The sequence below is a fragment of the Haliscomenobacter sp. genome (assembly GCF_965225875.1).
Lineage (GTDB): Bacteria > Bacteroidota > Bacteroidia > Chitinophagales > Saprospiraceae > Haliscomenobacter.
The window spans coordinates 2,125,012-2,148,645 of record NZ_CBDDBS010000002.1 but is presented as its reverse complement, the minus strand read 5'-3'; the positions used below and the strand labels follow the sequence as shown (position 1 = coordinate 2,148,645).

Below are 23,634 nucleotides of genomic sequence, written 5' to 3'. Positions count from 1 at the left end.
GTGAAATCTTTTTACCACCTAAGAAACCAAAGGCACTTAAGAATCACTTTAGAACTTATTCATTCCGCATCGACTTCACAGGGTTCGCCATTGCCGCCCGAATACTCTGCCAACCTACCGTCAGCCCGGCAATCAGCACCACGCCCAGAATCGGCAATACAAAAAACCACCAGCCCACCTGGATGCGGAAAACATAACTCTTCAACCATTGCTGCATCAATACATAAGCCAGGGGCAATGCCACCACCCCAGCGATCAAAATCAGCCGGAAGTACTCGCTCGTCACCAAACTTAAAATTTGCCCGATATTGGCCCCCAAAACCTTGCGGATGCTGATTTCTTTGGCCCGTTTGGCCAATATAAAGGCCGATAAGCCCAACAAACCCAGGCAAGCCACTACAATCGCGAGCAGGGTAAAACACCAAAGGATGGCGTTGAACTGCCGATCCACCTTGTATTGCTGGTTATAAAATTCATCCAGGAAAACGTATTGGAATGGGTTGCCCGGAAAATAGGATTTCCAGGTGCTTTCCACCTTCGCCAGGGTTTCCTGCATGTTGGTGGTATTCACTTTCAGCGAATAAAACTGCCAAAAATTGGAACTGGCATAAAAAACGATGGGGTCGAAATCGTTGCGGAGCGATTCCTGATGGTAGTCCTTCAACACGCCCACTACAGTCAGATCACCATCGGAATAGGTGACTTTTTGTCCAATGGCCGCTTCAGGTGTTTCAAACCCGATAATGCGGGCAGCGGTTTCGTTCAAAACGATGTTGCGTTGAGCGGCGTCAGAAGCAAAGTTTTCTCGAAACTGCCTCCCGGCGATGATTTTCAGGCCATAATTGTCTAAAAAATGTTCGTCTACCCCAAGGGTGCGGCAGCGTTTTTCATTGCGGGTGTTTTTCCGCCAGAAGGTGGTGGAATTGCCCACTTCTTTACCGGGGATATCGGTGGAGGCGCTGGTGTTGATGATATCGGGATAACGTTCCAGTTCCTGCAAGTAAGATTTTACCTTCAACAAACCCAGGCTATCACGGGGCATGGTTTCCTGCACTACCAGGGTTTGTTCGATGTTGACGCCCAAATCCAGGTTTTGCATGTAGCGCATTTGCTGGAATAAACCCATGATGACCGCCACCAAAATAATGGCTGCCGAAAACTGCCCCACCACTAAAATCTTGCGCAAGAGGTTGTTTCCAATTTTGCCTGTTTCATTCAAGGCTGCACTTTTTAAGGTTTGGATAGGCCGGAAGCCCGACATCACAAAGGCTGGGTAAAACCCTGCCAGCAGCGACCCTGCTACAAAAATGCCTGCCAAGGCTAACCAAAAGCTCCAGTTTTGTAAACCAAGCCCCGGGATTTTTTTGCCCACGAGCTCGCTAAAATACGGAAGTGATAGTTGAAAGATCAGCAAACCCAGCACAATCGCAACTAGATTGACCAGCAATGCCTCTACCAAAAACTGCCGAATCAGTTGTTGCCGAACGGCTCCAACCACCTTGCGAATCCCGATTTCCTTGGAGCGATCCAAAGCCCGGGCTGTGGCCAGATTGACATAATTGATCCAGGCGATGACTAGAATGATGAACCCTGCGATGGCCAAAAAGCCTAGGTATTTGAAATTGCCATTGCCTTGAAATTCATAATCGTAATGGGATTTGAGGTGAATGTCTTTCAGGGGTTGCAACAAAAACTGCATGGTATAGCTGGTGGCTTTCATGTCTTCACCCTTGTAGCGCTCAGCGAAGGAAGGCATTTTGGCGCGTAAGGTATTGACGTCGGCCCCGGGTTTCAGCAAGACATAGGTGTAATAGTCCGACCAGCCCCAGTTGTCGCGGATGCGGCCACCTTGTGCTTCCACCAATTGGATGTATTTGTCAAAATTGAAGAGGATGCCGAAGCGGATGTGGGAGTTTTCAGGCAAATCCTTCAGAACGGCTTTAACCACATAATCCTCCTCCTGATAACGAATGGTTCGGCCGAGGGCTTCTCCTCCTCCAAAATATTTTTGAGCGATGCTCTCTGTCAAAACCACGTCGTTCAGCTCATTGAGGGCAACGCGGGCATTGCCTTTGGCGAAGGGAAAGGAAAAAATATCAAACACTGAGCGATCCACAAAAAAGAGCAGGCCAGGTTCCAGATACACCTGCTCATTAACCTTAATGGGCCCGCCTTGGCCTCGCCAGCGCACCGCCGTTTCAACCTCCGGAAAATCCTTCATCATAGAAGTGGCTACGGGGGGATAGGTGAAAGCGAAAGTTTGGGTAGCGCCACCTTTTTCGGTGATTTCCATGGGCACCCGGTAAATGCGTTCGGCATTCACATGGAAGCTATCGTAACCCTTTTCAAAATTCAGGTAATTGAGAATCACCAGGGAGGCCGCCATCCCGAGGGATAAACCCATGATGTTCACAATGGAAAAGGCGCGTTGTTTGCGCAGATTGCGGAGGGCGATTTTGAAATAATTCTTCCACATGGCATGCTGTTTTAGGGTGGTACACGAAGTTTATTTTTTGACCAGATGTAGCTCAAATTTTCCATTTAAATCCGCAGCTGTTTTTTCCAGCTGCACCAGGGGGTGTTTCCCTTTTTTTGCCCAATCCAGCCAATGTTCATTCATGGCCGGATCATCACTAAAAACTACTTGAGCAGAGCGAATTGCATAACCATCAGCATAGGCCAAAATATGGATGTGCTGCGGCAATAAGCGCCCCTCGTACTTTTTGGGGTAATTGGCTGGACGCACGGTCTGGATCGAAAAACTGCCCTGTTCATCCGTGTGTAAAAAACCATCCAGTCGCGGGTCTTGCTCCAACATTCTACCTGAAATCGAATCCAGCGGCGAATAATAACCCCGACTGTCGGTGTGAAATATATGCAGTTTGGCTCCTGCAATGGCTTGATTTTTTTCATTGAGCAATCGACCTTCGAGGTGCAATTTTATACCCGGTTCGGTATTCGGGCAAAGGATTGCCGATGACCATTTTGCATGTTTTTCCAAACTTGCCCGCAAGGATTTTCTCTCTTCCGTACTTAAATCTGTGTAATGTTCAGCCAGTAAAAATTGTAGTGCATTGTAAGCCTGGTGACTTCGATCGGACTCCAATTTTGATTGTAATGCAGTTAAATTAGAAGCCTTTCTCTGAGGCGACTGACATGAAAGAGGGCTCAGGAAAAAGCAAAAAACTACAAATAGGATACAGTGGCGGAGTGATGGGTACTGCATAGGCTTGATGTAACTTCTAATTAGCTCCCCCAATTTTTATACCAACAAAATAAAATTCAAATAATCAATTGCTTGAGTATGCAAAATATTCAAGCAATGTTCGGCCTCGAACAATCCTGTCCGCTTTTGTGAAAAATAAAATAATTGGTTTTGTTTAGTGAATAATGTTTTTAATTTTGAAAAAAATCACCCAAATATTTGACAGACAAGGCGTTGTTTAAAACAATAAAGCTATGGAAGATTTTGTCATCAAAGACCCCTTGTTCCGCGAAGCCGTTGAGGCCATTGATCAGGGCAAGTTAGAGACCTTGCAAGGTTTACTCGCAGAACACCCTGAATTGGTGGGTATGCGCCTGGACAGTCCCACTGAGGGCTATTTCCAACTGCCTTACCTCCTCTGGTTCGTAGCCGACAATCCCATCCGTCACGGCAAATTGTCCGCCAATATTGTTGCGATTTGTGCCCTGATTATCAACAAAATCAAAGGCCAAAACCTGGACACCCTGCAAGTGCAACTGGATTACACCCTTGGCCTGGTCGTCACCGGTAGTACACCGCGCAAAAGTGGGGTACAAATTGAATTGATGGATTTGCTCATCGACGAGGGGGCTAACATTGGTCTTGGGCATGGCGCCCTGGCGCATGGCAATAGAGCTGCGACCCAGCGGCTCCTGGAGCGGGGCGCTCAACTCACTCTAACCACCGCCATCTGCCTTGATCGCTGGGATGATGTTCCCAAATTGATGCAAACTGCCAGTACCACTAAGGCAGAAGTCGCCCTGGTGGCTGCGGCATTTTTCGGAAATGTACGCGCTCTGGCTTATTTGTTAGATCAGGGTGTAAACCCCAATGCTTATCCAGATCCTGACGAGGGTTTTCATTCACACGCCACTGCCTTGCATCAGGCGGTATGGTCAAGTAGTCTGGAAGCGGTTAAGGTATTGGTGGAGGCGGGTGCCAGACTGGATTTAAAAGACAAGATTTATGAGGGGACACCTTTGGGTTGGGCGCAGTATTCGTTGACTACGGAGGAATTTGAAGATCCTACAATGAGGGAAAAATATACCGCGATTGCGGAGTACTTACAACAACAGGCAGGATAAGTGAATACCTTCTAAGGTGCTCTAAGGTGCCTAAGGTGGTTCAAATTTATGTTATGTTTGTTTTGAACCACCTTAGGCACCTTAAAGCACCTTAGAAAGGTTACGCCTTAGATACTTTTATGCCCAAGAGGCTATGTTTATTCTTGTATTTCACTCATTCCGCAACGAATCCACCGGATTGACAATGGCTGCCCGAATCGCCTGATAACTCAGCGTCAGCAACGCAAAAGCAATCGCCAGTCCCCCAGCCAAGGCGAACATCCACCACTCAATCGCAATGTGAAAAGCAAAATCTTTCAACCATTGCTGCGCCAAATACCAGGCAATTGGTGAACCCAAAAGGATCGAGATACCTACTAACAACAAAAGTTCTTTCGACAACAGGGCCACGATATTGGAAATGGAAGCCCCCAGAATTTTGCGCACCCCAATTTCTTTGGTCCGTCGGCCGATCATAAAAGACACCAAACCAAACAAGCCAATGCAGGAAATAAAGATGGCAATTCCTGTAGCTGCACTCATGATTTTTGAAGTGCGTTGCTCGTTTTCATAAAATTTTGCAATATCCTGGTCTACAAAGGTGTATTCAAATTTTTCGCCAGGATAAACGGTTTTCCAAATTTGTTCCACCTGCTCCATCGTCGCTTTAAAAGAATCAAGGCCCTTGCCTTGGGTTGCCAATTTGAGGCTCAGTTCCCGGCGCTGGTTCAAAGGACTAATCGCGATTACCAGGGGACGGATGGGCTCATGCAAAGAACGGCTGTGAAAATCTTTGACCACACCCACAATCGGGAATTCCTTGCCCTCTTCAATGATCCCTTTGCCCAGGGCATCTTGTGGATGTTTAAAACCCAGTTGTTTCAATGCCGTTTCATTGATCAGGTATTCCCGCGTGGAATCAGCAGGCAAAAGATTGCGTCCAGCCAGAAGTGCAATATCGTACAGATGCAGGTACGCAGTATCCGCGCCTTTGACCAAAAACTCGTAATCTGCGGTTTCTTTTTTGCCTTTGTAATTGAAAATGCGGGTATTGATTCCTTGTGAAGCCGGTGCATCCGCGTGGATCGAAACACTTTTTACGCCAATCAATTGCCGCAGTTGGTTGCCCAATAGGGCTTTTTTCTCCGACTCATACTGGAAGGGTGGCCGAAAATGCACCACCGCATCTGCATTGAAACCCAATTCCGCATTTTGCATAAATTTGATTTGCCGCCCGATGATGAGGGTCCCAGCAATCAGCGCCAGGGAGAAGGTAAATTGAAAAACGATCAAACCTTTGCGCAGCCATTCCACCCCGCTGCCTGTACCTTTGCTAGACAACTTGGCCTTCAAAGCCAAGGCAGGCCGGAAACCCGAAAGCACAAAGGCCGGATACAAACCCGCCAGAACACTCACCAGCAACACCACCGCACCAATAAAGGCCAGAACACTAGGCGTAAACAAGTCAAAGGTTAGACCTTCGGGCAAAAACTCCCGGAAAAATGCCATTGCGCCCTTCGACAAGGCAATGGAAAACAACATAGCGACAAAAGTAATCACCAGGGTTTCGCCCAAAAACTGGCTGATCAATACACCGCGGGTGCCGCCCAAAACCTTGCGTACGCCGACCTCTTTGGAGCGTTGAATAGACTGGGCCGTAGCCAGATTGATAAAATTGATGCAGGCAATCAACAAGAGCAATCCTGCCACCAGTGCCAAAGCATTGAGCGTTTTTCGGTTGGCAGGGGCGGCGCTGTCGTTAAAAATTCCGATAGTGGAGTAGCGCAAGTCGGCGAGGGCTTGCATGGGGTACACCAGTTTGAGTTTGGGATCTTTATCGGGTTGGTATTTTTTGACCAATTGGGCCAGTTGTTTGCTGAGTCGTGCTGCTTCAACATCCTTGTTCAATTTGATAAAAACCTGAGAAGCACTGGTGGTACTGCCCCATTCTTTCATGCCCTCTAAGCCACCTACATCGTGCTTCAACCAGCTTTGCGGGATGGTGCTGAAAGAAATGAAATCGGTAAATTTCAGGTCGGTCTGTTTGGGCAAATCACTGACAATACCGGAAACCGTCACCAACAGTGAATCGTTGTAGCTGATTTCCTGACCAAGGGCAGCGCGAGGCTCAATGTTGCCGAAATAGAACTTCGCCCTACTCTCGGTCAACACCACTTTAAAAGGCTCACTCAACGCCGTTTGGGGCGTTCCCGCCAGCCAATGGTAGCTATCAAATACCCGAAAATAATCGGGTTCAGCAGCAATGATGTGGTTTTGTTCTTCAAAAACCTTGCCCTGCTCTTTTTGCGCACCCAGGCTTATTTTGAGGTTGCTGAAAGTCATAAAATGCCCGACGGCTTCTACTCCAGTGCATTCCTTACGAATGGCATCGGGTATGGGGAAAGCAATACCGCTGTTGGTTGCCTCAAAAAGGCCACTGTAAACGGTGTAAACGCGGTAAATACGTTCCTTATCCGGATGAAAGGTGTCAAAACTGCGTTGGTGGTGAACCAGCAGAAAAATAACCAAACACGCGCTGATGCCAATAGCGAGCCCCATCACATTGATCGAGCTGTGCAATTTGTACCGCAACAAGTTGCGAAAAGCGATTTTGAAATGGTTTTTCAGCATGATTATTCCGTTTTTAATGATTCAACTGGATTGACAATGGCCGCTTTGAACGCCTGATAACCAACAGTCAGAATCGCAATACCCAGTGCCGCCACGCCCGCCAACACAAACACCCAAGCCTGCAACTCGATATGATAGGCAAATCCAGCCAGCCACCCCCGCATCAGGTACCAGGCAATGGGAAGCGCCAGCACAATGGCCAGCAGCACCAGGCGGACAAAATCCATGGAAAGCAGTCGCATCACACTCAATACCGATGCGCCCAACACTTTGCGGATTCCAATCTCCTTGCCCCGCCGCTCGGCTGTAAAGGCTGCCAGACCAAACAGCCCCAAACAAGAAATCAGCACGGCCAAGGCCCCAAAATAACGCGACAACAGTCCTACCCGTTTTTCAGCCACATATTGCGCCCGGTAAGTTTGATCCAAAAAAGTATAATCAAACACAAAACCAGGATTGTAATCTTTGTAAAACTGCGCCAAAGCGGCCAGGGTCTTTTGTTCGGTCCCCGCAGCGATACGCACCATCACGGTTACGGCATACATGCGATCGAAGCGGAAGTAAAAAGGTTTGACGGGTTCGTGCAGGGATTGCAGGTGGAAGTTTTTAACCACGCCCAAAACTTCTACTTTTCTGCCGCCAAAATCGATGACTTGTCCTGCGACAGGTTCGGACAAACCCATCACCGCTACGGCCTCTTCATTGAAGATCAGCTTGCTGGTGTCAGAGCTGAAAGCCCTGGAAAAAGGCCGACCAGAACGCATCTCCAAGCCCAGGGTTTCAATCATGCCGTAACCCACCCCTACATTTTGAAAGGCAATTTTTTTCCCTTTCCAATCGATGTTGGGCAGATTGCCGCCTGGCGCAACGACGATGTTGGTCAACATATTTGCAGCCGATTCCACACCGGGCACCTTGCGCAAAGCGGCCAAAAAACCTTCCGGATTGGCCGTGGCTTTGCCTTCCATTTCAAAGTAGAGCAGGTTGTTTTGCTTGTAGCCCAGGTTTTTGTTTTGTACAAATTCAATTTGCTGGTAAATGACCAGTACGGCTACAATGAACACGATGGAAATGCCAAATTGAAAAACCACCAGTCCTTTGCGGGCCAGTAGCTCTCCGCCAGAAGTACTAAATTTTCCTTTCAGCACCGCCACTGGTTTGAAACTGGAAAGGTAAAAGGCCGGATAACTGCCTGCAACCAGGCTGGTAGCTGCAGCAATGGCCAGGGCACCGAGCAACAAATTCGGATTCCAGCTCAGTGCCAGTTGTTTGCCCGTAAGCTCATTAAACGCTGGCAAGAGCAGCACAACCAGCAGCCCGGCCACCAAAAAAGAGAGCAGGGTCATGGCGGTAGATTCCCCCAAATGTTGCCAGATGAGGGTACTGCGGCGGGCTCCGATGGCTTTTTTGATGCCCACCTCCTTGATCCGGTTGGCCGCTTTGGCGGTAGCCAGATTCATAAAATTGACGCAGGCGATGAGCAGGATAAACAGGGCGATGAGGGAAAAAAGGCGAACGTATTCGATCCTTCCACCTGCCTGGACGCCGTTTTCGTACTGGCCGTACAGGTAGTTGTCGGCAAAAGGTTTGATGAACAACTCAATCTTTGCCCCTGGGTTTTTGCGCTGAATGTAATCCGCAATTTTGGTATTGAACTGCTCCTGCTCAACCCCTTTTTTCAACACCACATAAGTATTGAATAGATTGTCCCAACTAAGGCTCCGACCGATGATGTCCAAAAACGATTCAAAGGGCACCACAAAGTCAAACTGCTCGGAGGCATTGGCGGGCAAGTTTTTAAATACACCACTTACCGTGCATTGTTTTTTTAAACCAGCCAGGTCCCATTCCAGGCTTTTGCCGATGGCGTTTTCGTTGGATTTGAACAAACTTTTGGCCAGTTTTTCTGAAATGACAATAGCGCTTTTATCGCGCAGTACCTGGTTTTTGTTGCCTTGCAGAAGTTCGTACGAAAACAAGCGGAAGAAGTCCCCACTGGCAAATTTACCTACTCCTTTAATCGGATCGCGTTGGGCATTCAGGGTGAATTTGGGAAACCAGGCGGGAGGGGTAGTCGTAGCGGCCATTTCTACTTCGGCCATTTCTGTGCTCAGCAACTCGGCCAGGTGTTTGGGGGTAGCCGATTGGGTAAACAACTTGCCTTCGTTTTCCAGGTTGCCCATGACCTGAAACAAATGCTGGTCGTTTTTATGAAAATGGTCAACACTCAGTTCATCGTTGACCCAAAGGTAGATCAATAAGGTACAAGCCAATCCGGTAGACAAGCCGATCAAGTTGATGAAAAAGCTGTGTTTAAATCGTTTGATGTTGCGGTAAATCAACAAGAGGTTGTGGTGGAGCATCGTGTGTGCAGTTTTTTCAAAGCCAATCGTAAAATAGGGGTCAATTTACATGCCAATAAAATAAAATAACATAAAACCAGGCAATTAGACATTAAGGATTCTGACGCACTGTTCACCGATGAACACTTTCGTTCGATTTCGTAAAATTTTGATTTAGAATACAAAACGTTTTGTATTTTGTGTATCATTCAAGGCTTGTTTAAACTATAAACTACATGAAAAACTTTTTCCTACTGATCGCAGTGATGGGTAGCCATCTCCTTTTTGCACAAACCAGCAAAGTTTTCGACAACCTTACCCTCCAAAGCAAAATCCTCAACATGGAGCGGAAGTACGCCATCTATCTGCCGCCCGATTATGAAACTTCTTCCCGCAGTTACCCTGTACTCTATCTCCTACACGGTGCAGGCGACGACCAAACCGGCTGGGTTCAGTTTGGCGAAGTGCAAAACATCACCGATAAAGCCATTGCCGAAGGGAAAGCCACGCCCATGATCATCGTCATGCCCGATGCCAATACCGGGCGCCGGGGTTATGCCAACACCGTCACGGGTACCTGGCTTTATGAGGATTTTTTCTTCAAGGAATTGATGCCTGCAGTAGAAAAAAAATACCGCATCAAGGCGGAAAAGCGCTTTAGAGCAGTGGCTGGCTTATCGATGGGTGGCGGTGGTAGTTTTGCCTATGCCTTGCACCATCCCGAGTTGTTTTCTTCCGCTTGTCCATTGAGTGCAGCCACCGGGCCTTTGGATCTGGAGGCAGCCAAAGCACAAATCAAACGTGGCCAGGATTCTACAGCCACTGCCGCCCAGGTTGAGGCCTATTACAAGCAACAAAGTGCTTTGTACATGATTAACAATATCCCCGACGACCAAAAGAAGGCAGTGCGCTGGTACATCGACTGTGGCGACGATGACTTTTTGTTTGAAGGCAACTCCCTGGTGCACATCGCCATGCGCAAAAAGGAAATTCCTCACGAATTTCGCATCCGCAATGGCGGCCACACCTGGACCTATTGGCGCGAAGCACTACCCGATGTACTCGCATTTATCTCCCAAGCCTTCCATCAGTATTAAAAACTAGCTCTACCTCGTTGAGACATTCCTTTTCACCTCTTAAATACAACACTTATGAACTCTACCAAACTTTTGTTGGGAACCCTGGCCGGTTTCATCGGCTATTTTATGGGCGGTTTTGTAATGTACACCATTGTATTTAAAGACGCTTTGGCTTCGGCTATGCCCAACATGGCGGCGGCTCAGGCCGAGCCCAAAATGGAAGTGCTGGTCTTTGGAAATTTAGTCGCTTCTTTCCTGATTGCCTGGATTTTTGAAAGATGGGCAAACATTCGTACGCTGGGCACGGGTGCCATTTACGGTGGGCTCATTGGTTTTTTGATCGCGGTAAGTTATGACTCGATGATTCATGGAACCTCCAACTTGATGAGCTGGGGTGGGGTGTTCCTGGATGGCATCGTGTATGCAATCGTCAGTGCCATTGCCGGAGCTTTAATCGGCTTTACGCTGGGCTACAAACGGAAGTAGAGTAGTTTTTTGCCACAAAGACACGAATAGGAACGGAGGGCGATTTTAGAAAATTTGCCCTTCGCGCCTTGGTGCCTTTGTGGCTTATTATCAAGCCGTAGAAAAAGAAAATACCCGAAGAAGCAGATGAAAAAAAGTGATGCCCACATTGTTGAAAACATCCGCAAATACATTCCCTTAACGATAGAAGAGGCAGCTCATTTTTTGAACTTTTTCAAACCCCATAAAGTCAAAAAAAATGAAATATTCACCCAGCAAGGTAGTTTATACGCCCCCTTTATTTTGATCAAAAGTGGCTGTTTGATGACCTATTTTACCGATGGAAAAGGCCAGACCCACGTCATTCAATTTGGCATAGACATGTGGTGGACGGGTGATTTAAATGCCTTTCTCAATCAACACCCATCGCAATATTCGATCAAAGCCATGTTGGATTCCGAGTTGTTGATCCTGGACCTGGAGGCTTTTAATCAATTGTTGCAAACCATGCCTGCCCTCGAAAAATACTTCCGAATCTTGTTTCAAAACTCCCTGATCAGCCACCAACAGCGCATTTTAGGCAACATCTCTTATACGGCCGAGCAGCATTACATTGCCTTCATCCAACGCTATCCAAGCCTTGAACTCATTGTGCCCCAAAAGTACATTGCCTCTTATTTGGGCATTACTCCAGAGTTTTTGTCTGCCACCAAACGTAAACTTTCCGGGAAGTAAGCCCCAAGGAATATTGAACTAGATTAAGATTTTTGCTCCTTTCCTCTCGTTTTACAACTTCAGATCCAGACCTCCGGTTATTTCAGTGCAAATGAGACCATCGCAAGGGTCTCTTTTTTCAAACCCATACTACATTTCAACCATGCTCCCTAGCACCTACATCAATGGCCTGCACCACCTAACGGTTTGTGTGGGGGCCGCCCAAGAAGACGTTGATTTCAACACCCAGGTTCTTGGCCTGCGGATGATCAAACAAACCGTACTTTTTGATGGCGCGGCCAGTATTTACCACCTTTATTACGCCAATGCCAACGCTGAAGTCGGCTCCGTTTGGACCACTTTTCCCTTCAAACAAGCCGGAGTTCAAGGAAGGATTGGCAGTGGGCAGATTGAACGCTCAATGTTCTCCGTTCCTACCCATGCTTTGCCATTTTGGGTACAACACCTCAACAAACATGGGGTGGGCAATAGTGGCATTATATCCAGATTGGGTGTAAAAATGATCGAATTTGCGCATCCATGCGGCCTTGGTTTGGCCGTAGTAGGTGATGATTCTGACCAGCGCAAAGCCTGGCATACCGACGAAATTCGAGAAGAAGATGGCATCAAGGGCATTTATGGGGTGCAGATCACTTCGCGGGATATGGAAGGTATGGAACACTATTTAAAAACCGTGCTCGGCTTTACGGCAGCTGCTCAGGATGGCGATTTTTACCGCTTCCAGGTCAAGGATGGCGGGGCAGCCCGTATCGTCGATGTTCACCATGTGCCCGATTTGCCCCAGGGCAGCTGGCATTTTGCCGAAGGGATTCCGCACCACGTGGCCTTTGCTGTGGACAGCGATGAGCAAAACACCGAACTGAAGGCCTACATCGAAGGTTTCGGCTACACGGATGTGACCGAGTTGAAGGATCGCAACTATTTCCATTCCATTTACAACCGGACGCCATCGGGCGTGTTGTTTGAATATGCTACTTCTGATATTGGCTTTTTCATCGATGAGTCTGCCGATCAGTTGGGGCATCACCTGCTTTTGCCGCCACATATGCTCGATCGCAGGGATGAAATCATTGCACCTTTGGAGCCAATTAAGGTACCAGCATACATTGCCTAGCAGTGGGGCAAAATGAATCACTTATTTTTTATTGCCCTCTAATGAAATTCAGCTACCAATCTTTTGCAAACAAAGTGATTTTTGGGCAAAACCTGGTTCCAGCCCTGGAAGCGGAACTGGCCTTGGAAGCAGCACCGCAGAATGTGTTGCTCATCGCCAGTGCCCGCTACCGGGAGCTGGTGGAAGACATTTCCCGTTTGCCCCATTTGCACATTGTGGAGCACATTGATCAGGTAGCGCAGCATGTACCCGCCGAGTTGGTGCAGGCAGTTTTAGGCAAGATTCAGAACAAAAACCTGCATAAAATCATCAGCATCGGCGGCGGGTCTGCAATTGGTTTGGCCAAAGCACTGGCCTTGGAAACCGCCCTGCCCATTTGGGCGGTCCCTACCACCTATTCGGGCTCCGAAATGACCAACATGTATGGCATTACTGCGGATGGTGCAAAAAAAGTGGGTCGTGATGATCGGGTGTTGCCCCAAAAGGTTTTTTACGACGCTGCCTTATCGCTCAACATGCCCCTGGCATTAGCAGCCTGCAGCGGCATGAACGCCTTGGCGCATTTGGTAGAAGCCTTGTATAGCCCCAGTGGAAACCCGCTTACCCGACAAAATGCGCTTACGGGTATGGGCCATTTGCTAGAGGGCTTGCGTGCATTGGCCGTGCAAAAAGCACTCAATGCCGAGGTCAATGAGCAACTGTTGCTGGGAGCCTGTTTGAGCGGCAAATGCCTGTGTGAAGTCAACATGGCCTTGCACCACAAACTGGCGCACGTGGTTGGCGGGAATTATCGGCTGGATCACGCGCAAACCCATAGCGTTTTATTGCCGCATGTATTGGCTTATCAGTGGCCCTATTTGGGGGAGACTTTGCAAGCGGATTTTCAGCGGATTTTTGGCAGTCCGTACCCACCTGCGGCGATCAAAACTTTGGCTCAGCAATTGGGCATTCCGACCAGTTTGACCGAAATTGGATACCAGGAAAGCCACATCGAAGCCACTGCTGCGGCCATTGCCAAACAACAATTTGAGAACCCGGCGCCTGTAGATTTTGAGCGATTGGTTTTATTGCTCAAGGAGACTTTGAATGGAAATTTGCCAGGGAATTGAGAGGCTTAATTTAAAAATGATCGTAACTATTTAGCACACATCCACCTGCGGTGGATTTTATATTCAATCTTTTTTACCACAAAGGCACAAAGACACAAAGACACAAAGACACAATATTTTAGAGTTTAATGTCTTTGTGTCTTTGTGCCTTTGTGGTAAAAAATTCCGCCGCAGGCGACTGCTAAATAGTTACAAATGATCAAAGCTTTTTTTAGCTTTAGGGTTTGTCCTCAAATCCTACAAGATGCTTAAGATCCACCTTTTTCAAGCCATTCGCACTGTACTTTTATCCCTTACCTTTTTATGCCTGCTGCTGACCACTGCTCAGGCTCAATCCGGGGTAAAAAGATACCTCTACGTAGCCGAACCCGGCATCCGCAACTACCTGGAATACGGCGGCCATGGTATTTTGGTGTACGACATCGACGACAATTACAAATTGGTCAAACGGATTCCCACGGGCAGCCTGGATGCCACGGGACATCCCTCTAACGTCAAGGGTGTCTGTGTAAGCCTGGCCACCCAGTGTATTTACGTGAGTACCGTTAAGTCGCTGATGTGCATCAGTTTACAAAGTGAAAAATTGCTTTGGGAAAAGATTTACGAAGCGGGCTGCGACCGCATGGCCATTTCGCCGGATGGATTGACCATCTTCCAACCTTCTTTTGAAAAAGATCAATGGTACGTCCTTGATGCCAAAACCGGCGAAGTGAAAGAACAGATTGTGCTCAAAAGTAAGGCCCACAACACCATTTTTGCACCCAACGGTAAGGCGGTGTACATGGAAGGCCTCGCCTCACCGTATGTAACCGTGGTCAACCCCAAAAACACCAGCAAACAACGCCAGATCGGGCCATTTTCGGCCAGCGTGCGGCCCTTCACCATTGATGGCAAACAGTCGCTGTTGTACGGCAATGTGAACGAACTGCTGGGTTTCGAAATCGCTGACCTAAAAACGGGAAAAATGATCCATCGGGTGGAGGTACCCGGTTTTGAAAAAGGTTTCATCAAAAGACATGGCTGCCCCAGTCACGGCATCGGCCTGACGCCCAACGAAAAAGAACTATGGGTGGCCGATGGTGCCAACCAACGCATGCATATTTTTGACAACCAACAAATGCCGCCACGTTACCTGTCTTCAGTAGCCTTGCGCGACCAGCCGGGTTGGATCACTTTTAGCATGGACGGGCGCCACGCCTGGCCGAGCACGGGTGAAATCATCGACATCGCCAGCAAAGAAATCATCCAGCGCCTCGCGGATGAAAAGGGCGAGATTGTACAAAGTGAAAAAGTAGTGGAAATCCATTTTCAAGGGGGAAAGGCGGTGAAAAAAGGGGATCAATTTGGTTTGGGAAGGGTTGTAAAATGAGTTGCTGGTGCAAGTCTATGGCTAGTCAAGGCGCATCAATTCAAGGTTTCATAGATCTGACAATTTAAAACCTCCAGGCTTCAGCCTGCAAGGCGATTGAATAGCCCCAGGCTTCAGCCTGGGGATTATGGTAATCGCTCTCTTTTGGGCTAAAGCCCAGATCGGGGAGCATTACGCCAACCCCAGGCTAAAGCCAGGGGCTATTCAATCATTATTCAGGCTGAAGCCTGGAGGTTTTCGATTATCTTCCAAGCTGATGAAGTTTTCAAAATAAAGCGTCCCTAAATGAGCCAGAAATTGAGAAAAGCTGGCAGCTACAAAAGATCGGTTATTTCAAAAAACTTCATTAGCCCCATCCGCTGTCACCAGCATCAGCCTGAAAAAAACACCCCCTTTTTTCACCAACTACTGCACACTAGCCCGATAACGCTGTATCGGGTTTTTGATCACTGGAACCGTTTTCAGGTAAGCAAAAATGGCCTTTATTTCTGCATCCGACAACATCGGACGGGGGCCCATGGGACGGGACAAAGTACCACCGCGTGGATTTTTTCCAAAACGCACCGCTTCAATAAAATCCTGTTCGGTCCAGTTGCCGATACCCGTTTCTTTGTCCATGGTCAGGTTGGCTGAAAAAACGGTTTCTCCTTCCGGGTTCCGCAAGGGAATACCTCCGCCGTAAAAGCCAAAACTTTTTTCCGGCACCAACATGTCGACTTTTAAAATATCCCCGGAATGGCAGGAATAACAATCGCCCACTGCGTTGGCTACGTATTTGCCCAGCTCAACATGTTGGGAGGTGTCGGGCATCAAAATAGGTTTTGCTGGCATTGGTGGGGCGGTGAATAAGGTATTCGCCAAAATTTTCACCACCAGGTTAAAACGGTTCGGTGCTGCCTCGTGGATGTCTGGTGCCAGGCGTGGATCATCCGAACGCAACCAGGCGATCACCGAGTAGATGTCATCATCCGCCAGGAGAGAATACTTGGGCATAAAAGGTGGCGACCAACGGCCATCTTTGTGAATCCCGGTGCGCAAAAAGTAGTACAATTCGCCATCGGTCCAGTTGCCAATGCCGTACTTCTTGTCCTGGGTAATGTTCAGACTGTGGATTTTGCCAAACATCGGTGGTAAATCCGAAATGGGTTTACCGGTCATTTTTCCCTCAGCGTTGGCATGGCATTCCACACATTGCATGGCCCCAATCACCCTGCCACGCGCAACATGGGCGCTATCGCGGGGTACTTTCAGGTTTACGATTTCGGCCGGTGGATCGTACTTGTAGTTCGGAATCCCTTTGAAGTGAAAATAACCCAGCACGAGTACAAGCAACAAGGCCAGGGTGCCTACAGTGTAAGCAAGGATTTTAAGTGTTTTTTTCATAATACGGTCAGGTGAATTTGTACTACAAAGTTCAGACACGTGAACCAAAGCCGAGGTGGCTTTTTGCGCCAAAAAACGTACAGTTCGCGCCAATCAATAGACCAATTGAATCAAAACAGGTACCAATAAACCCAGGCACCATGGCAATGTTAAAATAACCCCTAAGTACCAGCCCACAAGCCGCTAATCCTGATAATTTTGTACTCAAACACAAACCTGCACTATGTGGCGAATCCTGCTCTGTTTTTATTGCTTCATCCAGTTTGATTTGGCCTTTGCTCAAGTCAACTCAAACACAGCACCACCAGCGGATCGGGCAGCCAGTTTGATCGAAGCCGGGCAGGCTTTTGTGCAAAAGCGGGATTACGTCAATGCCTTAAAAAGTTTTGACCAGGCCAAACCCCTACTGGAACAACAGAACGATGAATACCGCCTGGGGCGTTTGCTCAAACAAATTGGCGACCTGTACGCTGCCCGCAGCTACTTCCGTCAATCGGCAGAACATTACCGCGATGCCATCACCCTTTTGCGCAAAACCGGGCAAAACGACCTCGTGGGCGATTGCCTCGAAAGTTTGGCCAACATCAACGTCAATTTTGGCTATTCCGCCCAAGCCATCACGAACTACACCCGGGCCCTCGCGGTCAAAGAGCGACTGAATGATACGAAGGGCATGTTGCAATGCCATGTGATGCTGTCCAAACTGCATTTTTCGGATAAAAACTACGAGTTGGCCTTGTCGCACAACCGGGAGGCGCAAAAACTGGCCGGGAAAGATTGGCTGGCGGAAACCAACACCGCCATTCAGGATGGGGTGATTTTGACCTTTTTGGGCAACATCGACCAAGCTGAAGCGGCCTTAAAAAAAGCCGCAGCCCTGGTGAGCAAACAAAACAACCCCAGCAGTTCCATCAAACTGTATTCGGCAATGGCCAATTTATGCCTGGCCAAAAAGGATAAAACCTGCGCCAGGGCCTATATCGATTCGGCAAAAACCATGATGCAGGCAACCCAAGCCCCGGAACTCGCCATTGAAGCTTTAAGCCAAATCGCCGAAATCCACAAAAACAATGGGGATTATGCCGCCGCCTTCGACGCCATGCTCTGGATGGATCGCTACAAGGACGTGTTCCGCACCGAAAACATTGAACGCATTAGTGCCGAAATCCGGGAGGCAGCAGGGGCAGCCCTGCGGGAAAAAGAAATTGAATCCCTGAACCTGAGCAACCGACTGAAAGAAAGCCAGTTGAGCCGGGAAAAACAGTCGCGTTTGGCCCTCTTGCGCGAAAGTATCCTGATGGACTCGTCCTTGCTTGCCCAAAAACGGCTCTTTGCGGCGCTCGAAAACCAGTCGCAACTCCGCGAAATTCAACTCTTCAAAGAAAAAGAACTCAGCCAATCACTGAGTAGAGAAAATACCCTGAAGCAAAAATTGCTCAACGACGAGCGGCGCAACCGCAACTTCCTCTTCCTGGGGCTCAGTGCCATGATCTTGCTGGGCGGCGTGATTTACCTGCAATACCGCAAGCAACACAAAAACAACTCCATCATCCAGAAGCAGTCGGCGGAACTGGCGGTATTGAACCGCGAGATCCACCACCGGGTGAAAAACAACCTGCAAGTCATTTCCAGTATGCTGGATTTGCAGTCGCAAACCCTCCAGGACAGCAGCGCCAAAGGGGTGATCAAGGAGGCGATCCTGCGGGTGCAGGCGATGGCTTTTATCCACCAAAACCTGTACCGCGATGAGGCGGTGAACAGCGTCAACATGAACGAGTACATCCAGATCCTCTCCGATCACTTATTCAAAACCTACAACATCAATGCGGATAAAATCCAGTTGCACACCCAGATCGAGCCGCTCCAATTGCATACCGATACCGCCATCCCCCTGGGCATGATCCTGAACGAGTTGATCAGCAATGCTTTGAAATACGCGTTTAAAAATCGGGAGCATGGCTCTATTTGGGTGGTTTTGAAAAAAAACAACCAGGAATTGTTGTTGCAGGTCAAAGACGATGGGGTAGGAGTGCCGCCCGATTTTGACCCCGAAAACACCAGCTCTTTTGGCTACGAAGTCATCCAGGCCATGGCCCAAAAATTGCGCGCCCGCCTGAACATCAATGGCAACCCGGGAACCGATGTACAATTGCTCATTACCAAGTTCAAAACCACCACTTAGTATGACGCAGGTTTCTGCGTTACTTAAACAAGCTCTAAGCCATGACCGCCATCAAAGTCCTGATCGTTGAAGATGAACCCCTGATTGCCCGGAATATTGCGATGTACCTGCGCAACAACAACTTTGAGGTGTCGGCCATTGCTCACGACCCCGAAGAGGCCCTGTTTCAATTGCGCCGCCAGCCGCCGGACTTTGCCATCCTGGACATCAACCTGGAGAGTGAACGCGATGGCATTGAATTGGCGGAACACATCAACAAAACCTTGTTCATCCCCTTCGTTTTCCTCACTTCCTACTCGGATAAAGAAACCCTGGAGCGCGCTAAAAAGACCAGCCCCGCGGGCTTCATCGTCAAACCCTTCAATGAACAAACCCTCTACGCCACCATCGAAATTGCCCTGGCCAATCACGCCACCCAGGCCAATCGCCACGTACCCGAGCTGGTTTTGGACAAACTCAATGGACACCTGCTGGCCCCCTTGACCGAGCGGGAGTTTGACGTAGTACGCCTACTCTACGCAGGCAAAACCAACCAACAAATCGCCGATGACTTGTACATCGCCATGAATACCTTGAAAAAACACATCAACAATGCCTATTTTAAACTGGATGTGAACAGTAGGACGACAGCGGTGGCGCTGCTGCGGGACTTGATGCTGCGCTAGATCACTTATAAAAGTTTATACACTAATGGACATTGTGCTCGGAGGACATGAATAGCCCCTCTGGGTCATGGAGACGCCCTCTTGATCGGGCTGATGAAATTTTTGGGAATAAACGATCTTTTGTAGCTGCCCGCTTTTCTCAATTTCTGACTCATTTAGGAACGCTTTCTTTTAAAAACTTCATCAGCCTGGAAGATAACCGAAAACCTCCAGGCTTTAGCCTGAATAATGATTGAATAGCCCCTGGCTTTAGCCTGGGGTTGGCGTAATGCCCCCCGATCTGGGCTTATGAAGTTTTTCGTAAAAAACGATCTTTGAAATATTGGTAACTTAGCATCAAAAAGAGGAGAGATGAGAATCTATCTAACCTTGAGCGAAGGGGAAAAAGAAGCCTTGGAAGGCCTCTTGAAACGTTCACCCAAGCCCTATCTTCGAGAGCGAGCGAGTGCCATTTTACAAATTGCGTCTGGTTCCTTTGGCAACGAAGTTGCAAACAAAGGCTTACTGCGACGTCGGCGCAAGAACACGGTCTATGACTGGGTGGTTCGCTACAAAGCAGGAGGCATCAAAGGCTTAGAACAAAAGGCAGGCCGCGGTCGTAAGCCTGGGTTTTCCCCCTCTAAGCCCCCCACAACTACAAACCCAGGTTGAGTTGGTGGTAGGTCAAAGTCCAACTAACTTTGGTTTAGATCAAAGTCGGTGGACGCTAAAGGCATTGAGGGAAAAGATCGAGGCATTTAAGGACTACTCCCTGGGTGGAGTGTGGCAAGTACTCAAAAAAATTGGGGTTCGCCATTTACGAGCACGCCAATATGTACATAGCCCTGATCCAGCTTATCAGGCCAAAGTAGAGTACCTGCTACAGCAAATCCGAAGCCATAATCGTGGAGAGCAGGAAATTTATTTCTTGGATCAGCTCACCGTATATCTCCAGCCCACGATTGGCTATGACTGGAGTCCAGCTTCGCAAAAGCAACCCTTGTGTAGATTAGGTCATTATTCCAATAAAACGTTCAGAATCTGTGGCGCTTTAAATGGACTAACGGGCCAAACCCACTATTTGATTCGTCATAAAATCAAGGTACCCACCATCATTCAATTTTTTGAGGAACTCACCCTGAAGCATCCTCAAAAAACCATTTGGGTCATCCTGGATAATTGGCCGGTTCATTTTCACCCCGACGTCCTTGCTGCTTTAGCTCCTCAGCAATCTCCATTCCCCATAATTTTACCCAAATCATGGCAACATCTCAAGCCTAAAGCAAAGTTCAAGGGTAAAAATTTACCCGTTCAATTGTTGTTTTTGCCCACTTATGCTTCTTGGCTCAATCCCATTGAAAAAATGTGGCGATGGCTCAAGCAAGATCTTTTGCACAATCATCGCCTGGTCGATCAATGGGATGCATTGAAAATTAAAGTCGAACAATGGTTTGCACAACCTGGTCATCAAAACCAGCCTTTGCTTCAATATGTGGGCCTAAGGGCTTTACAGTCGCCTTTTTATCGCCCTTTCGCTGATGTTAGTTCCAATATGTCAAAGAACGCTTTTTAAAGAAAACTTCATTAGCCCAATATTCATAAGGTGTTTAAAGAGTTGGGCTAAAGCCCGCAAGAGAGCGATTGCCATAGTCCCCAAGCTGAAGCCTGGGGCTATTCAATCGCCTTGCAGGCTGAAGCCTGGAGGTTTTAAATTGTCTGATCTATAGAACCTTGAATTGATGCGCCTTGACTAGTCCCTGGCTGATGAATTTTTTGGAAATAAACGATCTTTTTTAGTTGCCAGTTTTTCTCAATTTCTGGCTCATTTAGGAACGCTTTATTTTAAAAACCTCATCAGCTAGAGGCAATTCAAACACCAGCGCCTAAAAATCCAATCAATCCTTTTTAAACGTCAAATCCAATCGCCCGTTCTGACTGGAAGTATCTTCAACGTTCAGCTGATAGGTGTATTTGCCTTCCTTCAATTTCTCTTCGCCAAAATAATCAATGGGCTGCAGGACGTAAAGTTTGTTCCTGATTTTTAACTCAATGTAGGCGTAGCGATAAGCCATTGAGAAGGCCTGATAATTGGACTTTTCTCGCGGAGACAAGGTCCCGTAAAGCTTTTCCTCATCAATGACGACTTTGATGTCCTTGAAGGTATACTTGCTGTTGTTCTCGATGCGGATGAGGATGCCTTCAGTGGGGACTGCTGTTTCTGTTTCCTTTTCTTTTTGGCATCCCAACATTAGGAATATAGCCATTAGGAGGATCATGCTGCGCTTGTTCATTGGCTTTGGTTTTTATGGAAAGTAAGACGGGTGATTGGGGGGATTGGGTTGGGGCGATTTGGTTGCGTAGCTTCGCTGCTGGGTTTTATGCACCGCGACGTACCTGACGATCAAGACGTATTACGCGCTTTGCGCTTGGACGCCTTCGGCGTAGAGCGACATGAATAGCAACACGGATGCCACGGATTAGAACGGATTAGAACGGATTTTGACTCGCCTTCGGCTCGTCCTTTTCCACCGCAGGTGGAAAAAAATCCGTTCTAATCCGTGGCATCCGTGGTATCCGTGTTGCCATCATGCCGCTTTGGTTGAATTAAATTGAGAGTGAACAATTATCATTATTATTTCTTAACGCTCGTTGCTACAGGCGACAATAGTAGCAGCGCGGAAAACGCGGAAAGATGCATTTTTGGATAAAACATGGAGATACGAAGCCTGAGATTTCTGGGCTATCCAAATGATTAAACTGACTTACTCAATTTATAATACGTTTACCCTACACCCCTCTCCGTTTCAAAAACGCCTCCACCACATTCCGCGCCAGCCGCTGCTGCTCCGCCTCGTTCCCCGCATCCACCACCAATTCATCGCCGCTGCCCCCATCGGCCGCTTCATAGCGCTCGATCCAAAAACTAAAATCCGACTCGGCCTCCTGGATGATGCTCACCCGCTGCTCGCCTACCTGCACGCGCAGAAGTGGATTGCCGTCTGAAGCTTGTTGGAGGGTATCAAAACCGGGGGTGATGCCGTTCAAAAAAGTGATCCAGTGTTGTACATTGGCTTCCATGATTGCAAAAATTTAGGAACGAGTGAAAAATAAGTTGGCGATTTTGACGCCGCTATTTTGAGCTTAATCGAGTATCTTTTGAGGCGAATAGCAGGCCTATTTAACGAAAAAGATAGGAAGAGTAAGCTAAAAAGAGCAAGGCAAAACGCTAAATTATTTTTTAATCGTTCCTTAGTTCAAGATAAAATAAAGTACCACCAACAAGGCTACGGCTATAAAGGCCCGACCCGCCAGCACCTCAATGTCGACCCGCACATCTTTGGTTTTGCGGTTCTGAAAGCTGCGCCGCTCCGGGGCGGGGATGCCATTGGCCCCGGCAATGTAGCGCTCGGCCTGCTCAAACTGCTCGGCCCGCTCGGCGTGTTCCTTCTCGCTGAGCTGCCCCTTGAGCTGTTGGAGCAAGGTTTTGCCTTGCTCCCGCGAAAGGGGTTCATCCTGGCTCCAGGTAACCGATTTTTCTACGCCGTTTCCCTGGGCCTGGATGCGGCCCCGATATTTCTTGGTCATGAGGATGGTGTTTTGTGGACAATTTAGGAGGGTGAAAAGTTCCGTGAAATCGTTTTTTTGTACGAAGTAGGGTGGGGGGTGGAAGTTTGTTTTGGTCATGATTGAGGAATTTTGTTAATTGCGTAAGAAGTTTTTATCGACACACAAAGATAACTAAAAGTATTTAATAGTAAATATTTTTAGCTAAAAATATTTTCAATGCCCAAAAAAGCACCAGCTGATTTGACCGTTCATACTCGCGTAAAAGAGACACTCAAGTCCCTTAATCTTGACCAAACAACCCTGGCCCAAAAACTGGAGGTTACTCAAACCATGGTCAGCATGGCGCTGCGTGGCACCAACCAAAAAACCTTCTTGCGCTTATTGACCCTGCTGAAAAATGAATACAACCTGGACTTTAATGAAAGCTCAACAGGTGGTGACGACATCGAAATGATTAAGGCGGAATTGCAAGACTTGCAAGGCAAAATGGGGGAGGTGTTGAAAGGAATTGAGGAATTGAAGGAAATGATGAAGAAGTAAATATTAAGCACTACAACTAACCGCGGAGCGGTTAAATTCAGAATAGCCCCGGTCGTCCGGGGACAAGGAACGGGATAGGTGTTCGCAACCGCGGCAGCGGTTGAACTGTCCCCCAGATGCTTATCTCGGATCTTCACAAAAATCACCAAAGCGGCATTTTTATTGG

General features: G+C 48.0%; 20 protein-coding genes. 12 read left to right on the top strand and 8 right to left on the bottom strand.

Annotated features, from left to right (window positions below):
• Positions 1-55: 55 nt before the first annotated feature.
• The gene (locus tag ACO08K_RS11285; RefSeq protein ID WP_421796497.1) at positions 56-2,476 is read right to left on the bottom strand and encodes an ABC transporter permease; all 2,421 of its coding nucleotides are present in this window, start codon (positions 2,474-2,476) and stop codon (positions 56-58) included.
• Positions 2,477-2,506: 30 nt separating this feature from the next.
• Positions 2,507-3,106: a hypothetical protein gene (locus ACO08K_RS11280; protein ID WP_421796496.1), complete on the bottom strand. Its 600-nt coding sequence runs from the start codon at positions 3,104-3,106 to the stop codon at positions 2,507-2,509.
• Between the two features lie 353 nt (positions 3,107-3,459).
• Between ACO08K_RS11280 and ACO08K_RS11275 the strand changes: the two genes are divergently transcribed.
• On the top strand, positions 3,460-4,329 hold the full coding sequence (locus tag ACO08K_RS11275) for an ankyrin repeat domain-containing protein (protein WP_421796495.1): 870 nt from the start codon (positions 3,460-3,462) through the stop codon (positions 4,327-4,329).
• A 150-nt stretch (positions 4,330-4,479) separates the two neighbouring features.
• Here the strand turns inward: ACO08K_RS11275 and ACO08K_RS11270 are convergent, their stop codons facing one another.
• Both ACO08K_RS11270 and ACO08K_RS11265 read right to left on the bottom strand, forming a co-directional pair.
• Complete coding sequence (locus ACO08K_RS11270) at positions 4,480-6,939, bottom strand: ABC transporter permease (protein ID WP_421796494.1); 2,460 nt, start codon at positions 6,937-6,939, stop codon at positions 4,480-4,482.
• Between the two features lie 2 nt (positions 6,940-6,941).
• Entirely contained in the window at positions 6,942-9,302 is a 2,361-nt protein-coding gene (locus tag ACO08K_RS11265) for an ABC transporter permease (RefSeq protein ID WP_421796493.1), read from the bottom strand.
• Positions 9,303-9,517: 215 nt separating this feature from the next.
• On the opposite strand from ACO08K_RS11265, the gene ACO08K_RS11260 reads away from it, so the two are divergent.
• The 6 genes from ACO08K_RS11260 to ACO08K_RS11235 all read left to right on the top strand — a co-directional run bounded on the left by ACO08K_RS11260 (position 9,518) and on the right by ACO08K_RS11235 (position 15,152).
• Positions 9,518-10,378, top strand: coding sequence for an alpha/beta hydrolase (locus tag ACO08K_RS11260; RefSeq protein ID WP_421796492.1), 861 nt, complete (start codon positions 9,518-9,520; stop codon positions 10,376-10,378).
• A gap of 54 nt (positions 10,379-10,432) precedes the next feature.
• The gene (locus tag ACO08K_RS11255; RefSeq protein WP_421796491.1) at positions 10,433-10,846 is read left to right on the top strand and encodes a DUF1761 domain-containing protein; all 414 of its coding nucleotides are present in this window, start codon (positions 10,433-10,435) and stop codon (positions 10,844-10,846) included.
• A 126-nt stretch (positions 10,847-10,972) separates the two neighbouring features.
• On the top strand, positions 10,973-11,560 hold the full coding sequence (locus ACO08K_RS11250; RefSeq protein WP_421796490.1) for a Crp/Fnr family transcriptional regulator: 588 nt from the start codon (positions 10,973-10,975) through the stop codon (positions 11,558-11,560).
• A gap of 142 nt (positions 11,561-11,702) precedes the next feature.
• Entirely contained in the window at positions 11,703-12,674 is a 972-nt protein-coding gene (locus ACO08K_RS11245; RefSeq protein WP_421796489.1) for a ring-cleaving dioxygenase, read from the top strand.
• A gap of 41 nt (positions 12,675-12,715) precedes the next feature.
• Positions 12,716-13,783 carry a maleylacetate reductase gene (locus ACO08K_RS11240; RefSeq protein ID WP_421796488.1) on the top strand — a complete coding sequence of 356 codons (1,068 nt, stop codon included), beginning with the start codon at positions 12,716-12,718 and terminating at the stop codon, positions 13,781-13,783.
• Positions 13,784-14,027: 244 nt separating this feature from the next.
• Entirely contained in the window at positions 14,028-15,152 is a 1,125-nt protein-coding gene (locus ACO08K_RS11235) for a YncE family protein (protein ID WP_421796487.1), read from the top strand.
• A 405-nt stretch (positions 15,153-15,557) separates the two neighbouring features.
• Here the strand turns inward: ACO08K_RS11235 and ACO08K_RS11230 are convergent, their stop codons facing one another.
• A complete protein-coding gene (locus ACO08K_RS11230) occupies positions 15,558-16,535 on the bottom strand; it encodes a c-type cytochrome (protein ID WP_421796486.1) in 978 nt (325 codons plus the stop codon).
• Between the two features lie 223 nt (positions 16,536-16,758).
• On the opposite strand from ACO08K_RS11230, the gene ACO08K_RS11225 reads away from it, so the two are divergent.
• From ACO08K_RS11225 to ACO08K_RS11210, 4 genes are all read left to right on the top strand, one after another.
• Positions 16,759-18,717, top strand: coding sequence for a histidine kinase dimerization/phosphoacceptor domain -containing protein (locus ACO08K_RS11225; RefSeq protein ID WP_421796485.1), 1,959 nt, complete (start codon positions 16,759-16,761; stop codon positions 18,715-18,717).
• A gap of 41 nt (positions 18,718-18,758) precedes the next feature.
• Positions 18,759-19,382 carry a response regulator transcription factor gene (locus ACO08K_RS11220; RefSeq protein ID WP_421796484.1) on the top strand — a complete coding sequence of 208 codons (624 nt, stop codon included), beginning with the start codon at positions 18,759-18,761 and terminating at the stop codon, positions 19,380-19,382.
• A 351-nt stretch (positions 19,383-19,733) separates the two neighbouring features.
• Positions 19,734-20,033 (top strand): hypothetical protein, encoded by a 300-nt coding sequence (locus ACO08K_RS11215; RefSeq protein ID WP_421795433.1) that lies wholly within the window; start codon positions 19,734-19,736, stop codon positions 20,031-20,033.
• Between the two features lie 4 nt (positions 20,034-20,037).
• Positions 20,038-20,934, top strand: coding sequence for an IS630 family transposase (locus ACO08K_RS11210; RefSeq protein WP_421798307.1), 897 nt, complete (start codon positions 20,038-20,040; stop codon positions 20,932-20,934).
• A gap of 322 nt (positions 20,935-21,256) precedes the next feature.
• Here the strand turns inward: ACO08K_RS11210 and ACO08K_RS11205 are convergent, their stop codons facing one another.
• The 3 genes from ACO08K_RS11205 to ACO08K_RS11195 all read right to left on the bottom strand — a co-directional run bounded on the left by ACO08K_RS11205 (position 21,257) and on the right by ACO08K_RS11195 (position 22,946).
• Positions 21,257-21,652, bottom strand: a complete 396-nt coding sequence (locus tag ACO08K_RS11205) for a hypothetical protein (RefSeq protein ID WP_421796483.1) — start codon at positions 21,650-21,652, stop codon at positions 21,257-21,259.
• A gap of 496 nt (positions 21,653-22,148) precedes the next feature.
• Positions 22,149-22,439, bottom strand: coding sequence for a hypothetical protein (locus tag ACO08K_RS11200; RefSeq protein ID WP_421796482.1), 291 nt, complete (start codon positions 22,437-22,439; stop codon positions 22,149-22,151).
• 171 nt (positions 22,440-22,610) lie between these two features.
• Positions 22,611-22,946, bottom strand: a complete 336-nt coding sequence (locus ACO08K_RS11195; protein ID WP_421796481.1) for a hypothetical protein — start codon at positions 22,944-22,946, stop codon at positions 22,611-22,613.
• A 198-nt stretch (positions 22,947-23,144) separates the two neighbouring features.
• Between ACO08K_RS11195 and ACO08K_RS11190 the strand changes: the two genes are divergently transcribed.
• On the top strand, positions 23,145-23,468 hold the full coding sequence (locus ACO08K_RS11190) for a hypothetical protein (RefSeq protein WP_421796480.1): 324 nt from the start codon (positions 23,145-23,147) through the stop codon (positions 23,466-23,468).
• Positions 23,469-23,634: the final 166 nt, after the last annotated feature.

What these genes read in the sequence shown, in the direction of transcription:
- ACO08K_RS11285 (WP_421796497.1), bottom strand. Translation starts at nt 2,476, where the DNA reads ATGTGGAAGAATTATTTCAAAATCGCCCTCCGCAATCTGCGCAAACAA.
- ACO08K_RS11275 (WP_421796495.1), top strand. Translation starts at nt 3,460, where the DNA reads ATGGAAGATTTTGTCATCAAAGACCCCTTGTTCCGCGAAGCCGTTGAG.
- ACO08K_RS11270 (WP_421796494.1), bottom strand. Translation starts at nt 6,939, where the DNA reads ATGCTGAAAAACCATTTCAAAATCGCTTTTCGCAACTTGTTGCGGTAC.
- ACO08K_RS11265 (WP_421796493.1), bottom strand. Translation starts at nt 9,302, where the DNA reads ATGCTCCACCACAACCTCTTGTTGATTTACCGCAACATCAAACGATTT.
- ACO08K_RS11260 (WP_421796492.1), top strand. Translation starts at nt 9,518, where the DNA reads ATGAAAAACTTTTTCCTACTGATCGCAGTGATGGGTAGCCATCTCCTT.
- ACO08K_RS11255 (WP_421796491.1), top strand. Translation starts at nt 10,433, where the DNA reads ATGAACTCTACCAAACTTTTGTTGGGAACCCTGGCCGGTTTCATCGGC.
- ACO08K_RS11250 (WP_421796490.1), top strand. Translation starts at nt 10,973, where the DNA reads ATGAAAAAAAGTGATGCCCACATTGTTGAAAACATCCGCAAATACATT.
- ACO08K_RS11245 (WP_421796489.1), top strand. Translation starts at nt 11,703, where the DNA reads ATGCTCCCTAGCACCTACATCAATGGCCTGCACCACCTAACGGTTTGT.
- ACO08K_RS11240 (WP_421796488.1), top strand. Translation starts at nt 12,716, where the DNA reads ATGAAATTCAGCTACCAATCTTTTGCAAACAAAGTGATTTTTGGGCAA.
- ACO08K_RS11235 (WP_421796487.1), top strand. Translation starts at nt 14,028, where the DNA reads ATGCTTAAGATCCACCTTTTTCAAGCCATTCGCACTGTACTTTTATCC.
- ACO08K_RS11230 (WP_421796486.1), bottom strand. Translation starts at nt 16,535, where the DNA reads ATGAAAAAAACACTTAAAATCCTTGCTTACACTGTAGGCACCCTGGCC.
- ACO08K_RS11225 (WP_421796485.1), top strand. Translation starts at nt 16,759, where the DNA reads ATGTGGCGAATCCTGCTCTGTTTTTATTGCTTCATCCAGTTTGATTTG.
- ACO08K_RS11220 (WP_421796484.1), top strand. Translation starts at nt 18,759, where the DNA reads ATGACCGCCATCAAAGTCCTGATCGTTGAAGATGAACCCCTGATTGCC.
- ACO08K_RS11215 (WP_421795433.1), top strand. Translation starts at nt 19,734, where the DNA reads ATGAGAATCTATCTAACCTTGAGCGAAGGGGAAAAAGAAGCCTTGGAA.
- ACO08K_RS11205 (WP_421796483.1), bottom strand. Translation starts at nt 21,652, where the DNA reads ATGAACAAGCGCAGCATGATCCTCCTAATGGCTATATTCCTAATGTTG.
- ACO08K_RS11200 (WP_421796482.1), bottom strand. Translation starts at nt 22,439, where the DNA reads ATGGAAGCCAATGTACAACACTGGATCACTTTTTTGAACGGCATCACC.
- ACO08K_RS11195 (WP_421796481.1), bottom strand. Translation starts at nt 22,946, where the DNA reads ATGACCAAGAAATATCGGGGCCGCATCCAGGCCCAGGGAAACGGCGTA.
- ACO08K_RS11190 (WP_421796480.1), top strand. Translation starts at nt 23,145, where the DNA reads ATGCCCAAAAAAGCACCAGCTGATTTGACCGTTCATACTCGCGTAAAA.